Source organism: Nonomuraea sp. NPDC001699, from assembly GCF_053596455.1.
This window is the reverse complement of the sequence record NZ_JBSFGF010000001.1, coordinates 190,532-205,013: the sequence shown is the minus strand read 5'-3', so window position 1 is coordinate 205,013 and position 14,482 is coordinate 190,532. Positions and strand designations below refer to the sequence as shown.

Annotated in this window: 13 protein-coding genes; 6 read left to right on the top strand and 7 right to left on the bottom strand. The window is 71.4% G+C overall.

Features of this window, described 5'->3' with window-relative positions; genetic code table 11:
* Nucleotides 1–5: 5 nt before the first annotated feature.
* Together ACWCSU_RS01035 and ACWCSU_RS01030 are read right to left on the bottom strand one after the other, a co-directional pair.
* Complete coding sequence (locus ACWCSU_RS01035; RefSeq protein ID WP_449932704.1) at nt 6–1,019, bottom strand: YihY/virulence factor BrkB family protein; 1,014 nt, start codon at nt 1,017–1,019, stop codon at nt 6–8.
* A 30-nt stretch (nt 1,020–1,049) separates the two neighbouring features.
* Entirely contained in the window at nt 1,050–2,327 is a 1,278-nt protein-coding gene (locus ACWCSU_RS01030; RefSeq protein ID WP_449932702.1) for an amidohydrolase family protein, read from the bottom strand.
* Between the two features lie 61 nt (nt 2,328–2,388).
* Here ACWCSU_RS01030 and ACWCSU_RS01025 point away from each other — a divergent pair, with 61 nt between their 5' ends.
* Nucleotides 2,389–2,895, top strand: coding sequence for a MarR family winged helix-turn-helix transcriptional regulator (locus ACWCSU_RS01025; protein WP_357707717.1), 507 nt, complete (start codon nt 2,389–2,391; stop codon nt 2,893–2,895).
* On the opposite strand, the gene ACWCSU_RS01020 is transcribed toward ACWCSU_RS01025, so the two are convergent.
* Nucleotides 2,892–3,755 carry a haloalkane dehalogenase gene (locus ACWCSU_RS01020; protein WP_449932700.1) on the bottom strand — a complete coding sequence of 288 codons (864 nt, stop codon included), beginning with the start codon at nt 3,753–3,755 and terminating at the stop codon, nt 2,892–2,894. The genes ACWCSU_RS01025 and ACWCSU_RS01020 overlap by 4 nt on opposite strands.
* 93 nt (nt 3,756–3,848) lie before the next feature.
* Here ACWCSU_RS01020 and ACWCSU_RS01015 point away from each other — a divergent pair, with 93 nt between their 5' ends.
* The 3 genes from ACWCSU_RS01015 (at nt 3,849) to ACWCSU_RS01005 (ending at nt 5,950) form a co-directional block, all read left to right on the top strand.
* Nucleotides 3,849–4,322 (top strand): MarR family winged helix-turn-helix transcriptional regulator, encoded by a 474-nt coding sequence (locus ACWCSU_RS01015; protein WP_364086107.1) that lies wholly within the window; start codon nt 3,849–3,851, stop codon nt 4,320–4,322.
* A gap of 134 nt (nt 4,323–4,456) precedes the next feature.
* The gene (locus ACWCSU_RS01010; RefSeq protein WP_449932697.1) at nt 4,457–5,647 is read left to right on the top strand and encodes a helix-turn-helix domain-containing protein; all 1,191 of its coding nucleotides are present in this window, start codon (nt 4,457–4,459) and stop codon (nt 5,645–5,647) included.
* A gap of 96 nt (nt 5,648–5,743) precedes the next feature.
* A complete protein-coding gene (locus ACWCSU_RS01005) occupies nt 5,744–5,950 on the top strand; it encodes a hypothetical protein (RefSeq protein ID WP_357707724.1) in 207 nt (68 codons plus the stop codon).
* Nucleotides 5,951–5,985: 35 nt separating this feature from the next.
* Here ACWCSU_RS01005 and trpS read toward each other — a convergent pair whose 3' ends face one another.
* Together trpS and ACWCSU_RS00995 are read right to left on the bottom strand one after the other, a co-directional pair.
* Nucleotides 5,986–6,990 (bottom strand): tryptophan--tRNA ligase, encoded by a 1,005-nt coding sequence (gene trpS / locus ACWCSU_RS01000; protein WP_357707725.1) that lies wholly within the window; start codon nt 6,988–6,990, stop codon nt 5,986–5,988.
* A gap of 14 nt (nt 6,991–7,004) precedes the next feature.
* Complete coding sequence (locus ACWCSU_RS00995) at nt 7,005–8,318, bottom strand: hemolysin family protein (protein WP_449932694.1); 1,314 nt, start codon at nt 8,316–8,318, stop codon at nt 7,005–7,007.
* Nucleotides 8,319–8,404: 86 nt separating this feature from the next.
* Between ACWCSU_RS00995 and galE the strand changes: the two genes are divergently transcribed.
* Entirely contained in the window at nt 8,405–9,355 is a 951-nt protein-coding gene (gene galE / locus ACWCSU_RS00990; protein WP_364086101.1) for a UDP-glucose 4-epimerase GalE, read from the top strand.
* 219 nt (nt 9,356–9,574) lie between these two features.
* Nucleotides 9,575–10,807 (top strand): MFS transporter, encoded by a 1,233-nt coding sequence (locus ACWCSU_RS00985; RefSeq protein ID WP_449932691.1) that lies wholly within the window; start codon nt 9,575–9,577, stop codon nt 10,805–10,807.
* 34 nt (nt 10,808–10,841) lie between these two features.
* On the opposite strand, the gene ACWCSU_RS00980 is transcribed toward ACWCSU_RS00985, so the two are convergent.
* Both ACWCSU_RS00980 and ACWCSU_RS00975 read right to left on the bottom strand, forming a co-directional pair.
* Complete coding sequence (locus tag ACWCSU_RS00980) at nt 10,842–11,816, bottom strand: malate dehydrogenase (protein ID WP_357707730.1); 975 nt, start codon at nt 11,814–11,816, stop codon at nt 10,842–10,844.
* 55 nt (nt 11,817–11,871) lie between these two features.
* A complete protein-coding gene (locus tag ACWCSU_RS00975; RefSeq protein WP_449932689.1) occupies nt 11,872–14,037 on the bottom strand; it encodes a protein kinase domain-containing protein in 2,166 nt (721 codons plus the stop codon).
* Between the last annotated feature and the right edge of the window lie 445 nt (nt 14,038–14,482).

The window sequence follows — 14,482 nt, the reverse complement described above, 5'->3', positions numbered from 1 at the left end:
CCGGGTCAGGGTTCCGAGGTCGGGCGCGGGGTCGCGCCCTTGCACTCGGGGCCGGGCGCCGGGCCCGGGTCGGCCGCCGGCACCTCCGTCGGGTCCCCCAGCGACGGGATCGGCGACGGGGACGGCGGCGGGCACAACCCCGTGGTGGACGTCCAGGCGGCGGCCAGCAGCACGAGCCGGGCGGAGAAGTTCATCCACACCAGCAACCCCACGGTGGCGGCGAACGCGCCGTAGACCGGGTTGCTGAGCGTGTGGCTGAGCAGCAGGCTCGCCAGCTGCTTGAGCAGCCCGAACCCGATGGCGCCGAGCAGCGCGCCCCTGACGATGACCTTGAACGGCTCGGCGGGCTTGGCCACCCAGCCGAGCATGATCACGAACAGCACCCAGTCGGCCGCGACGCTCGCCACCACCACGAAGATCCGGAACGCCTCGGTGCTGAGCAGCGAGTTGTCGCCGAAGATGCGATCGAGCACCTTGTCGGTGACCGTGGTCGCGGCCCCGGACACCAGCGCGGACACCACCAGCGTCGCCCCGAGCAGGATGACCGAGACCAGGTCGCGCAGCTTGCCCAGGAAGTAGTTGGGCGGCGGCACGGTGGTCATCGACATCTCGCGCAGCGCCGCGCGCAGGGCGTCCATCGCGCCGAGGCCGGCGTACAGGAGGCCGAGGAGGCCGATGATGCCCGCGGTGGTCCGGGCGCCGGCGATCTGCTCCAGGTTGAGGTCGGCCGCCATGCCCGGCAGCCGTTCGGTGATGGCGGTCTCCAGTGCCTCCCTGGTCGCGCTGCTGGCGTCGAGGGTGAAGCCGAGCACCGCGTACCCGAGCGCGAGCAGCGGGAAGAAGGACAGGAAGCAGAAATAGGTGACCGAGCCGGCCAGCCGGTCGCCGCCCTGGAGCTGGTAGCGGCGTACGGCCCTGACCAGGTGGTCGATCCACAACCGGCGGACCCGCCAGTGGTCGAGCGTCCTGCGGCCCCAGGCGCGTATCGACGCGATCCGCTCGGTCAGACTCGCCTTCACGCCCTCACACCCCCTGCCGGAGGCGAACGATCACCTCGTCACGGCGTCGGCCGATTCTGTCAGTGACGCCAGGACCGCCGCCAGGTCCTGGTGGAGCATCTGCCCACCTCGCTTGACGGCACGCCCGCCGACCAGCACGGTTTCCACCGCGCTCGGGTCGGCGTTGAGCACGACGGCGCCGATCGGGTCGTGCGCCGCCGCCATGCCGAGCGTGTCCGTACGCAGCAGTTGCAGGTCGGCCTGCTTGCCCGGCCGCAGCGAGCCGACGACGTCGCCCAGGCCCACCACCTCGGCCCCCTCGACGGTGGCCATGCGCAGCACGTCGCGGGTGGTGAAGCCCATGCCCCCGCCGCCCGGCCGGCCGCGTTCCAGCAGGTACGCCGCCCGCATCAGGCTGAACATGTCGCCCGGCGCGCAGCTCACCGTGTCGATGCCGAGACCGGTCGGGATGCCCGCCGCCCTGGCCCGTCCGGTGACCGGGTAGCCCATCCCGAGCGTCATCTCGTCCACCGGTGAGACCGACACGCTGCCGCCGCTGCCGGCGACCCGCTTGAGGTCGTCGTCGCTGTAGCTGGTGGCGTGCACGTACGTGGTCCGGGGCCCGAGCAGGCCGTTCGCCTCCAGGAAGGCCAGGCCGCGGGCGGCGCCGTCCGGGCCCCCGACGCCCATGTGCACGGTGACCGGCAGGTCGAGCTCGCGGGCCAGACGCCATTCCGCCAGCGCGTGCTCCTCGCCCACGATCTCCGGCCCGAGCGCGGCGACGACCATGGTGACCCGCCCGCCGCCCGCCCCGAAGTGCTCCCCGTGCACCCGCAGCCCCTCGCGGACGAGCCCGCCGGGCTCGCCTCCGTGGCACCAGCCGAGCACGGCCCTGATCCCCGAGTCGCGCAGCGCCCGCACGGTCGCCTCGGTGTGGGCGGGCGAGAGCTGGATGTGGGACCAGTCGAGCAGCGTGGTGATGCCGGTGTCGAGGCATTCCAGCGCGCCGGCCAGGTTGCCCGTGTAGACGTCGGCCGGGCGGTAGCTGGGGGCCAGCTCGTTGAGCACGCGGCGCAGGTAGCCGTCGAAGGCGAGGTCGGGGGCGACCGCCCTGATGCCGGCCTGCCAGGTGTGCCGGTGGGTGTCGACGAACCCGGGCAGCACGATCCGCCCGGTCGCGTCGATCACCTCGGCGCCGGCGACGTCGGGCAGGCCGGGGCCCACCTCGGCGATCAGGCCGTCCTCGACGCGCACGTCCACCTGGCCGAGCACCACGGGCTCGGGCTCGGTGTCGATCACGGTGCCGTTCTTGATCAGGAGAGTTGCCATGCCGGAAAGCTTAAGAGGAAGCTTTTCAGAAAGCAATCTGGCGATGGGTATTCTCGATGGCGTGAAACCGGATGAGATCGACGCGATGGTGCCGCGCTGGACGGAGTCCGGGCTGTCGTCGTCGCTGATCGCCGGTCTGGAGCTGAGCAAGCGCCTGTCCCGGCTGCACCTGGTCTTCGAGCAGGCGATCAAGGCCGAGCTGGCCGAGCTGGGGCTGACCTACGCCGAGTTCGACGTGCTGGCCGCGCTCACCCGTACGCCGGCGCCGCACCGGATGAAGCCGAGCGAGCTGTCCAAGGCGCTGCTGCTCACCTCGGGGGGCACCAGCAACGTGCTGCAACGCCTGACGACGGCGGGCTACGTCGAGCGGGAGGCCAACGCGGGCGACGCGCGCAGCCGGTGGGTGCAGCTCACGGCCGAGGGCCTCCGGGTGGCCCTGACGGCGCTCGACGCGTCGTCGCGGGCGCACGAGGAGGTGCTGGCCGGGGTGCCGGAACAGGACGTCAGGGCGGCGGCCGACGCGCTGCGCGAGGTGCTCGGCCTCGTCGGCCGCCGCCGCTTCCGCTAGCTCGCACGCAGGGCGTGGCGGTCGGCCCACGAGCGGATCGCCGCCGCGATGCCCTCCGGCTGGTCCTCCGGGGCGTGGTGGCCGGCCGGGCCCAGGTGCTCGATCTCCAGCGCCGAGATGTTGCCGGCGCACCAGTCGAGCACCTCGCTCTGGATGAGCAGGGTCGGCGAGGAGTCGAAGGTGAGCAGCAGCTTGGGCACGTCGCCGCTGCTCGCCAGCCACTTGTCGTAACGCTCGACGGCCTCGGTCACGTCGGCGGGGTCGCCGTCGAGCGGGATCGAGCGCGCCCACCGCAGCAGCGGCCGGCGGCTCTCCCTGGTCGCGTACGCCTCCAGGTACGGCCGCATCTCCTCCTCGCTCAGCGGGTTCAGCACCCCGCCCGTGTAGGCCGTCCGCACCAGGAAGTTGTCGTCGAGCACCAGCCGCTCGCCCTCCTCGCTCCTGATCAGCTCGCCGCGGGCGCGCGGCCCCTCGCCCAGTTCGCTCCAGCTCATCGGCCGCACGATGGTCTCGAAGAAGGCCACCCCGCGCACCCGGTCCGGATGCCGCGCCGCCCAGTCGAAGGCCAGCGCGCCACCCCAGTCGTGCCCGACCAGCACCACGTCCTCCAGGCCGAGCCGGTCGAACCAGGCGTCGAGATAGCGGGCGTGGTCGGTGAAACGGTAGGCCAGGTCGGGCTTGCCCGAACGGCCCATGCCGATCAGGTCGGGGGCCAGCAACCGGCCGGGCCCGCCCACCGCGGGGAGCACGTTGCGCCACAGGTGGGAGGAGTTCGGGTTGCCGTGCAGGAAGACGATCGGGACACCCTCGCCCCGGTCCTCGTAGTACATGGTCGAGTCCAGCACATCGACGACAGGCATGACACGTCTCTTTCGTTTGTCTATCTAACGTTCGTTGCTCTAACGAAAGTACATCGTTAGTGCCACTAACGCAACCGGGATAGGATCGCCGGCATGAGCCACGACATGACCGACGCCGGCGACCAGGCCGCCCCCGCCCGCCTGCGCAGCCTGCCGAGCCGCCTGCTGGCCCACGTCGCGATGCAGGCCGACCGCCTGGTCACCGAACGGCTCGCGGACGCCGACGCGCGCAAGTGGCACTACGCGGTGCTCGTCGCGCTGCGCGAGGCCGGCCCGGCCAGCCAGGCGGAGCTGAGCCGGCGCACCGGGATCTACCGCAGCGACATGGTCGCGCTGCTCAACGAGCTGGCCGAGCGCGACCTCGTCGAGCGCGCCCCCGACCCCGCCGACCGCAGGCGCAACGTGATCTCCATGACCGAGCGCGGCCGCGACCGGCTCACCCGGCTCGACGCACTGGTCGACACCGTCCAGGACGAGCTGCTGGCCCCGCTGACCGGCCCCGAGCGCGACCAGCTCACCGGGCTGCTCGCACGGCTGCGCGACCACCACTCCCAACCATCCCAATAGTGGGCAAAAACCAGTAAAAGCCGAGGCGCGGGAGCTTGCCGACATACCTCCTGACCAGGGGGAACGCATGGCAGCGCCGGTCCGGTGACCCTAGCCTGTGCTGTGTCGGGACCTAGCCAGGAGGCGTCACCCCCATGACCGAAATCAGCACCGGGCAGATGGTGCGACTCCAGCGCGAACGAAGGGGCATGAGCACGACCGCGCTGGCGACCCAGTCCGGCTGCACCACCCGGCACATCGAACTGATCGAGCACGGCAAACGCACTCCCTCGCTGCCCCTTCTCCGCGAGATCGCCAAGGTCCTCGGCGTACGCACCGCCGTGCTCCTGGGCGAGACCCCCCGCGACTCCCACGAGCCCAGCAGGCCGCAGATCCGCGACATCGAACGGGCCCTGTTCGCCTGCCGGGCCGGCGAGCCCGACCTCGAACCGCCCGACGCCGGGCAACTGACCGAACGCGTGGCGGCGGCGCGCAACGCCTGGTTCACCTCGGCCCGCCGGTACTCGATCCTGATGGCCGCGCTGCCCTCGCTGGTGGCCGACGCCGAGAGCCTGGCGGCCGAGCGCACGCCCACGGCCTACAGGGCGGCGACGGACGCGTACATGCTGGCCAGAGGGGTGCTCAAGCACCTGCAGCGGGTGGATCTCGCGCACCTGGCCGCCGACCGGGCCATGCGCTACGCCGAGGAGTCGGCCGACCCGCTGATGCTCGCCTGGGCCCACTGGAACCTCGGCCAGTCGATGCTCTCCGACGACATGCACCAGATCGCCCACGACGTGGCCCGGCGCGGCATCGAGATCCTCGAACCCCACGTGGCCGACGGCGACGTCCGGCACATCAAGGCCCTCGGCGCGCTGCACCTGCTGGCCGCCATCAGCGCGGCCCGGGGCGGCGACGACGACCAGGCCAGGGAGACCGTGCGCGGCACCGCCGCCCGGCTGGCCGAACACGCCGACGACCACTCCGGCGCCTACGACCTGGCCTTCTTCGGCCCCACCAACGTGGCCATCCACATGGCCAGCATCGAGAACGACACCGGCCACCCCGAGGCCGTGCTGCGGCTGGCCGACGACATCGACATCCGCAGGACGCCCTCCATCGAGCGGCGCACCACGCACCTGTGCCACGTCGCCCGCGCCTGCGAGGACCTGGGCGACGACGCCGCGAGCCTGGTCTACCTGCTGCGCATCGAGCGCGAGAGCCCCGAGGAGCTCGACCACAAGCTGCTGCTGCGGGAGATGGTCCGCTCGCTGGTGCGCCGCGCGCGGCCGTCGTGGGCGCCGGAGGTGCGCTTCCTCGCCGAACGGCACAACATCGACGTCTGAGGCCGGCGACCGAACTCCGAGTTCGCTCCGGCCGAACAGGGAGATCTGTCACCGCGGTTCGTCACGGAGAGGCGCCGGGGTGGCACTGTGCGTCCCATGACCACAACGCCGAGTGCCGCCGTCGTCATGGAACGTCTGCTGGAGGAGGCGATGCGCGAGTTCCCCGGCTGGGCGTTCAGCCGGGGACGAGCGGGATGGACCGCCGTGTCGGGCGACGTCCGGCTCACCGGCCGGAGCCTGGCCGCGCTCCGCGCCCGGCTGCGCGTACGCCCGCTCGACCGGTCAGGCGCGCGCCCCGGATGACCCGTGAAGGGCGGCGACCCGCCGCCCTTCCGGCCTCAGAGCTTGGGCAGGAAGCCCACGCGGTCGCGGACCTCGGCCATCGTCTGCCGGGCCACGGTCGCGGCGCGCTCGGCGCCGACGGCCAGCAGGCGGTCGAGCTCGGCCTCGTCGGCCAGCAGCTTCTCCGTGCGCTCCCGGATCGGCGTGAACGTCTCCACGACCGCCTCGGCGACGTCCTTCTTGAACGTGCCGTAGCCCTGGCCCTCGTAGCGGGCGACCAGGTCGGGGATCGGGGTGCCGGTCAGCGCCGACTGGATGCGCAGCAGGTTGGAGATGCCCGGCTTGTTCTCCTCGTCGAACAGCACCTCCGAGCCCGTGTCGGTCACCGCACGCATGACCTTCTTGCGCAGCGGCCCCGGCTGCTCCAGCACGTCGAGGATGCCCGCCGGGCTGGAGGACGACTTCGACATCTTCGCCGTCGGGTCCTGGAGGTCGGTGATCTTCTCGACCTCCTTGAGGATGTACGGGTCGGGCAGCGTGAACGTGTCGCCGAAGCGGTGGTTGAAGCGCTGACCGAGGTCGCGGGTGAGCTCCAGGTGCTGCTTCTGGTCGGCCCCCACCGGGACGGCGTTGGCCTGGTAGAGCAGGATGTCGGCGGCCTGGAGGATCGGGTAGGTGAACAGCCCGACGCTGGCCGCGCTCTCGCCGAACTTGGCCGACTTGTCCTTGAACTGCGTCATCCGGGCCGCCTCGCCCATGCCGGTGAGGCAGATCAGGATCCAGGCGAGCTCGGTGTGCTCGCGCACGTGCGACTGCACGAAGACGGTCGAGCGCTCGGCGTCGAGCCCGGCGGCGAAGAGCTGCGCTGCGGCCACCCGGCTGCGCCTGCGCAGGGCGGCGGGCTCGGTCGGCACGGTGATCGCGTGAAGATCGACCACGCAGTAGAAGGCGTCGTGGGTCTCCTGCATCGTGACCCACTGACGGACCGCACCCAGGTAGTTGCCCAGGTGGAATGAGTCCGCGGTGGGCTGGATGCCGGAGAGAACACGAGGTCTGGCCATAGCAGGCAATTGTGTCAGGAATCCTGGTCGGGCGGCGACTCGACGGCGGCCCGGCGTTTCACCCTCACCCGCGCGATGCGGCGCACGTCCAGCTCGGTGACCGTGAGCTCGAAGCCCTGGATCTCCACCTGCTCGCCGACGGCCGGCACGTGCCCCAGCATGGCCATCACGAACCCGCCCAGCGTCTCGTACGGGCCGTCGGGCAGCCGTACGCCGGTCTCGGCGGCGAAGTCGTTGAGGTTGGTCAGGCCGTCGATCTCGATCTCGCCCGCGGGCAGGACGACGACGTCCTCCTCGACGTCGTACTCGTCCCTGATGTCGCCGATCAGCTCCTCGACCAGGTCCTCCATGGTGACGATGCCCGCGGTGCCGCCGTACTCGTCGACCACGATGGCCAGGTGCTGGCCCTCGTCGCGCATCTCGTTCAGGGTGCTCAGCAGACGCTTGGAGGCGGGCACGAACTTGGCCGGCCGGATCGGCACCACCGCGCTGATGGGCTCGGTGCGGCCGATCAGCTCGGGGTCGAGCAGGTCGCGCACGTGCACGAAACCGATGACCTCGTCGTATGACTCGCGGTACACGGGGAAGCGGGAGTGCGGGAGCGTGGCGGCCAGGTGCGCGGCCTCGGCCAGCGGCGTCTCGGCGTCCATGAACTCGACCTCGGTGCGGGGCAGCATGACTTCGCGGAGCTGGCGCTTGCCGGCGGCGAACACCTCGGCGATGAGCTTGCGCTCGTCGGCCGTGAGCTCGGCGTGCCCGACGACCATGTCGCGCAGCTCCTCGGTGGTGACCTCCTCCCGGTCGGCCTCCGGGTTGCCGCCGAGCAGCCGGACGACCAGGTCGGTCGACTTCGACAACATCCAGATGATCGGCCGGGACAGCGAGGCGATGCGGTCGAGGAAGGGCGCGACGAACAGCGACAGCCCCTCGGTCCGTTGCAGGGCCAGCCGCTTGGGGGCCAGCTCGCCGAGCACCAGCGAGACGTACGAGATGGCCAGCGTCACCAGCACGAGCCCGAGCACGGGCGCGACGCCCTGCGGCACCCCCCAGCGTTCGAGCACCGGGACGAGCTGCATCCCGAGCCGGTCGGCGCCGAAGGCGGCCGAGAGCATGGTGGCGACGGTCACCCCGATCTGCACCGCCGACAGGAAGCGGTTGGGGTCGCGGGCGAGCTTGGCCACGCGCTCGCCCCTGCGGCCGCGCTCGGCGAGCTTGCGGACCTGGCTCTCACGCAGGGAGACCATCGCGATCTCCGCGCCCGCGAAGAACCCGCCGACCAGGATGAAGAGCAGGACCAGGGCGATGTTCGCCCCGAGGGTGTCAAACATGGTGGTTGGCAGCGTACTCGGCGGGTTTCCCGCGTATGCTGAACGGCAAGCCGTACAAAATCAAACATATGTAAACAGGAGTGAACATGAGGCTGTTGGTCACCGGAGGCGCCGGGTACGTCGGCAGCGTCGTCGCCGCGCAGCTCGTCGAGGCGGGGCACGAGGTGACCGTGCTCGACGACCTGTCCACGGGCCACGAGGACGCGGTGCCCGAGGGCGCCCGGTTCGTCCGCGAGTCGATCACGAACGCCCACGACGCGCTCGACGGCATCGACGCCGTGCTGCACTTCGCGGCCAAGTCCCTGGTGGGCGAGTCGGTGGCGAAGCCGGGCCTCTACTGGGCCAACAACCTCGGCGGCACCCTGGCCCTGCTCGACGCCATGCGCGACAAGGGCGTGCGCAGGATCGTCTTCTCCTCCACGGCGGCCACGTACGGCGAGCCCGAGCGCTCCCCCGTCGAGGAGAGCGACCCGACGCGCCCGACCAACCCCTACGGCGCCTCCAAACTGGCCGTGGACACGGCCCTGAGTGCCTACGCGGGCATCCGCGGGCTCGGCGCGGTGAGCCTGCGTTACTTCAACGTGGCCGGCGCCTACGGCCGCTTCCGCGAGCGGCACACGGTCGAGACCCACCTCATCCCGAACGTGCTCAAGGTCGCCACCGGCGAGCGCGACTCGGTGAGCGTGTTCGGCACCGACTACCCCACTGCCGACGGCACCTGCGTGCGCGACTACGTGCACGTCAGCGACCTGGCGCGGGCGCACCTGCTGGCCCTGGAGGCGATCGCCGAGGGCGAGCACAAGATCTACAACCTGGGCAGCGGCACCGGGTTCAGCGTGCAGGAGGTGATCTCGGTCTGCCGCGAGGTCACCGGCCACGAGATCCCGGTCGTCGTCGGTGACCGGCGGCCCGGCGACCCGGCCGTCCTGGTGGCCTCGTCCGCGCGCATCCAGAGCGACCTGGGCTGGAAGGCGGAGCGGGCGGCGCTGCGCGACATCGTCTCCGACGCGTGGACGGCACTTTCCGGGAACGCCTGATGCGGGTGGCGAGTATGTGCTGTGATACCCAAATGTGAGGAGCTTTTCACCAAGGGTCACGAAGCTGGTCTTTGGTGCCCTCATCCTGCTGGGCAGCCTCGCCGCGGCAGCCGGGGTGATCTTCGCGACCTCCCAGCCCGCGCCGGCCGCCCAGCCCGTCCCCTCCTGCCCGGGGGTGGACGAACAGGAGATTCCGGGTGACCAGTAGCGTGTTCCGCCGTGTCACTCCTCCCCGAGAGCCGGCCCGTCCGCGCGCTCACCTACGCCACACTCCTGCGTTCCGTCGGCCGCGGCCTGTTCGTCACCGTGAGCGTGCTGTTCTTCAAGCTCTCGGTCGGCCTGTCGGACGGCGAGATCGGGCTGGGGATGACGATCGCCGCGGCCGTCGGGCTCACCGCCGGGCTGCCCGCAGGGCGGCTGGCCGACCTGGCCGGGCCGCGCCGGGTGCAGATCGCCTTCTCCGCCGCGGGTGGGCTGCTGGTGCCGGTGTACGCGCTGGTGTCGGGGTTCGCCGGGTTCGTCGTGGTGGCCGCCCTGGTGACGTTCGCCGAGGCCGCGGAGGGCACCGCGCGGGCGGCGCTGGTCGGGGGCGCGGTGCCGGGGCCCGACCGGGTGCGGGTGCGGGCTTACCTGCGGGCGGTGACCAACGTCGGCTGGTCGGTCGGCGGGCTCGGCGCGGGCGCGGCGCTGCACTTCGACAGCAGGCCGGTGTACCTGGGGATGATCTTCGGCTGCGCGCTCTGCTACCTCGGGAGCGCGGCCCTGACGTTCCGGGTGCCGTCGGTCGCGCCGGTCCGGCGGAAGGCGGGCGAGCCGGTCTGGATCGTGCTGCGCGACCGGCCGTACACGGTGCTGGCGCTGCTCAACGCCGTGCTGTTCATGCAGAACGGGCTGCTCACCATCGCGATCCCGCTCTGGGTGGCCGGCCGCACGTCCGCGCCCACGTGGACGGTCGCCGCGGTGGCCATGGTCAACACCGTCACCGTCACGCTCCTTCAGGTGCGGCTCAGCCGCGGCACCGACGACGCGGCCGGCGCGGCCCGCGCCCAGCGCCGCTCGGGCGTGTTCCTGCTGCTGGCCTGCGTGCTGCTGGCCCTGGCCGCCGGGCAGCCGGTCTGGGTGGCGCTGGTCGCCCTGTTCGGCGGCGCGCTGCTGCACGTCTTCGGTGAGCTGCTCCAGGCCGCCGGCTCATGGGGCCTGTCGTACGAGCTGGCCCCGCCGCAGGCCATCGGCCAGTACCAGGGCCTGTACGGGATGGGCCAGCAGGTGGCCAACATCGTCGTGCCGGCCGTCATGACCACGGTCATCGTGGGCTGGGGGCTGCCGGGCTGGCTGCTGTTCGGCGGGCTGTTCCTGGCGGCCGGGCTCGCCGTGCCGCCGGTGGCCCGCTGGGCCGAGCGCACCCGCGCCGCCGCCCTCCCCCTCACGACGGCGGACGCGCGCCCCCGCTGAGCCGGGGACGCGCGTCCGTGGTGTCGCGCCGGGTTCAGATGAGGCCGAGCTCGCGGACCGCGTCGCGCTCCTCGGTCAGCTCGCCCACGCTGGCGTCGATGCGCTCGCGGGAGAAGGAGTCGATCTCCAGGCCCTGGATGATCTCGTACCGGCCGTTGACCGAACGCACCGGGAAGGACGAGATGAGCCCCTCCGGCACGCCGTACGAGCCGTCGGAGACGACGGCGGCCGAGGTCCACTCGGTGCCGTTGACCCAGTCGTACACGTGGTCGATCGCGGCGTTGGCGGCCGAGGCGGCCGAGGAGGCGCCACGGGCCTCGATGATGGCGGCGCCGCGCTTGGCGACCGTCGGGATGAACGTCTCGCGCAGCCACTCGCCGTCGACCTGCTCGGCCGCGACCTTGCCGCCGACCTCGGCGTGGTACAGGTCGGGGTACTGGGTGGCGGAGTGGTTGCCCCAGATGGTCATCTTCTTGATCTCGGTGACCGGGACCTGGAGCTTGGCGGCGAGCTGGGACAGCGCGCGGTTGTGGTCGAGGCGGGTCATCGCGGTGAAGCGCTCGGCCGGGACGTCGGGCGCGTTCTGCTGGGCGATGAGCGCGTTGGTGTTGGCCGGGTTGCCCACGACCAGGACCCTGATGTCGTCGGCGGCGTGCTCGTTGATCGCCTTGCCCTGGGGGCCGAAGATGCCGCCGTTGGCGCCGAGCAGGTCGCCGCGCTCCATGCCGGCCTTGCGTGGCATGGCGCCGACCAGCAGGGCGACGTTGGCGCCGGCGAAGGCGACGTTGGCGTCGTCGGTGATCTCGATGCCGGACAGCAGCGGGAACGCGCAGTCGTCGAGCTCCATGGCGGTGCCCTCGGCCGCCTTCACCGCCTGCGGGATCTCCAGCAGGCTCAGCTTGACCGGGACGTCAGCGCCGAGCAGCTGTCCCGACGCGATGCGGAACAGCAGTGCGTAGCCGATCTGACCGGCGGCCCCGGTGACGGTTACCTTGACGGGCGTGGCCATGGCCTTCCCCTAACTCACAGGATGAATTCGTTGGACTTTCGGATGTTACCGCTCGTCATCCGCAGGGCTCCATCGCGGGCACCTTCAGCTCGGGCTGGAAGTCGACCTTGTCGAAGTGGCTGTTCAGGAGCTTCTTGATGGTGCCCGTGCGGTAGAGGTCGGCGATGACCCCCTTGACCGCGGCGCAGGTCTTGGTGTCGCCGCCGCGTATGCCGACCGCGTACCGCTCGTTGTCCAGCTTGGCACCGATGATCTTGTAGCGCAGGTTCTCCCGGCTGGCGAACCCGGCCAGGATCAGGTCCTCGCCGGGCACCGCGTCGACCTTGCCGTTCCTGAGCAGGTCCATGCATTCCGCGTAGTTGGCGGCGGTCACGGGCTCGACCTTCACCCTGTCCTGCACCTCGCCGACCGTCGGGGTGTCGAGCGCGCAGATCTTCCTGCCCTTGAGGTCGTCCAGCGAGTCGATGTCGGTGCCGGCGCGGACCAGCACGTCGCGGTGGGCCACGTAATACGGCCCGGCGAACCGGGTCTCGCTCTTGTCCACCGAGTACGTGGCGACGACCAGGTCGACCCTGCCCTCGGCCAGCGCGGCCGCCCGGTCGTTCCGGCCGACCCGGGCGAACCTGGTCTCCTCCGCCCCGAGCGCCGCGGCCACCAGCTTGGCCACCTCGACGTCGAAGCCGGTGAACTCGTCGCCGTTCTGCAGGCCGACGCCCGGCAGGTCAGCCTTCACGCCGATGACGATCTTGCCGGTCTGGGCGACCTTGTCCACCACCGAGGCGAACGTGGGGGGCCGCTGGGTCTTCTTGCCCGTCGTCGAAGGGGTCACGACCTCACCCTTGAACGCCAGCGGCGACCAGCCGTTCGCCATCGCAGCGACGGCGGCGACCACCAGCATGACGAGCGCGGCGGCCAGCGCGAGCCACACCTTGAGCCGCCGCCGGCCGCCGGACGGCACGGGCTCGTCAAGGGGCCGCGGCGCGGGGCCCTGGCCGGGAGGTGTCGTCTCCACCTGCCCCGCGCCACCGGTCCCGGTCGCGTGGCTCCCGGTCCCGGTCATGTGACCCGCCGCCGAGCCGGTCATCGGGCCGCTCGCCGAACCGGTCATCGAACCGGTCACCGGGCCGGTCACCGGGCCGGGGGGCGCGGTCACCGGCGGGCCCGACCGGCTCTGCCCGGTCGTGCGGTCATGGCGGACCTGCTGCCCGGTCATGCGGTCGTGGCCGGGGGCCGTGCCAGCCGGCGGACGGCCGGAGGCGGCGGGGTCGGCGGGGTGGACGGGGTGACCCGTGGCCTGCGTGACGGGCCGTTCGGTGATGGACGTCGCCGACACCCGGGTGAACGGCGTGGTGTCGTCACCGGCCACCTGCACGCCCCTGGTCAGCACCGCCGTCGAGGCGCCGGCGGCCGTGCCGGTCTGGCCGAGCAGGCGCAGCAGGAGCTGGTCGGCCGAGGGCCGCTCGTCGGGCGACTTGGCCAGCGCCGAACGCACCACCCCCCGCAGCGGCTCGTGCATCATCTCCACGTCGACCTCGTGGTTCAGGATGCGGTTGAGCACCACCGCGATCGACTTGCCCTCGAAGGCCGCCTTCCCGGTGGCGGCGAAGGCCATGGTCGCCCCCCAGGCGAACACGTCCGTGAAGGGCCCGATGTCGTCGCCGGCGATCTGCTCGGGCGCCATGTACGCGGGCGTGCCGATCGCGCGGCTGGTGATCGTGCCGGTCGAGTCGATGATGCGGGCGATGCCGAAGTCGACCACGCGCGGCCCGTCGGCGGCGATGAGCACGTTGTCGGGCTTGAAGTCCCGGTGGACGATCGAGGCGTGGTGGATGGCGGTGAGCGCGGTGGCGGTGCCGATTGCCAGCCGGTCGAGGACCGTGCCGCTGAGCGGGCCGTCGGTCTCGACGATGTCGCGCAGCGCCCGCCCGTCGATGTACTCGCTCGCGATGTACGGCGTGTCGCCGTCGAGGTCGGCCTCCATCACCCGCGCGGTGCAGAAGGAGGCCACCCGCTGCGCCGCCTTCAGCTCCCGGGCGAAACGCGACCTGGCGATCGTGTCACCGCTGAACTTCACGTGCAGCAGCTTGATCGCGGCGCGCTCGCCCTGCTCGTTGACGCCCAGGTAGACGATCCCCTGGCCGCCTTCGCCGACCCGTCCGGACAGCCGGAACGAACCCAGCAACGCTGGATCGCCGGCCACCAGCGGCGCGATCTGCGGCATTCGTCTTCCCCACGTTCACTGAACCCCAACCACGCAAACTTTACGACGCTCAGCAACTTCCCAGGGATCCGTTAACCGTTCGTGACTCACCGGTTTTTACACAAAGCCCGTACACAGCGTCCATTCGGACCCTGTAACTACGGTCTTGACTGCTTATGGACCAGGCCGCCGACGGCCTCCCGCCGGCATCGGGTCCATCAGGAAATCCTGCTTCCAACCTGGCATCCCGACTCTGCCGATCGCTACGGTTGATCAACGGGAGAGTGCACGTTCCTGGTCGCGGCCGAGGAGATCACGTGGACGAAGTGGCGTCCCGCGCCGGCGACGCTCCCCCACCAGCGCCGTACGGCTTCGACGAGAGCATGTTCGCCCTCAGCCGGGACGGCCGGCGTGCCGCCTTCCTGAGGGACAGTGACAACACCCACGTCGTGGCCGACCTTCGGAC

Excerpts from the sequence above, each read along its gene's own strand:
- ACWCSU_RS01020 (WP_449932700.1), bottom strand. The coding sequence starts at position 3,755 with ATGCCTGTCGTCGATGTGCTGGACTCGACCATGTACTACGAGGACCGG.
- ACWCSU_RS01010 (WP_449932697.1), top strand. The coding sequence starts at position 4,457 with ATGACCGAAATCAGCACCGGGCAGATGGTGCGACTCCAGCGCGAACGA.
- ACWCSU_RS01015 (WP_364086107.1), top strand. The coding sequence starts at position 3,849 with ATGAGCCACGACATGACCGACGCCGGCGACCAGGCCGCCCCCGCCCGC.
- ACWCSU_RS00975 (WP_449932689.1), bottom strand. The coding sequence starts at position 14,037 with ATGCCGCAGATCGCGCCGCTGGTGGCCGGCGATCCAGCGTTGCTGGGT.
- trpS (WP_357707725.1), bottom strand. The coding sequence starts at position 6,990 with ATGGCCAGACCTCGTGTTCTCTCCGGCATCCAGCCCACCGCGGACTCA.
- ACWCSU_RS01030 (WP_449932702.1), bottom strand. The coding sequence starts at position 2,327 with ATGGCAACTCTCCTGATCAAGAACGGCACCGTGATCGACACCGAGCCC.
- ACWCSU_RS01005 (WP_357707724.1), top strand. The coding sequence starts at position 5,744 with ATGACCACAACGCCGAGTGCCGCCGTCGTCATGGAACGTCTGCTGGAG.
- ACWCSU_RS00995 (WP_449932694.1), bottom strand. The coding sequence starts at position 8,318 with ATGTTTGACACCCTCGGGGCGAACATCGCCCTGGTCCTGCTCTTCATC.
- galE (WP_364086101.1), top strand. The coding sequence starts at position 8,405 with ATGAGGCTGTTGGTCACCGGAGGCGCCGGGTACGTCGGCAGCGTCGTC.
- ACWCSU_RS00980 (WP_357707730.1), bottom strand. The coding sequence starts at position 11,816 with ATGGCCACGCCCGTCAAGGTAACCGTCACCGGGGCCGCCGGTCAGATC.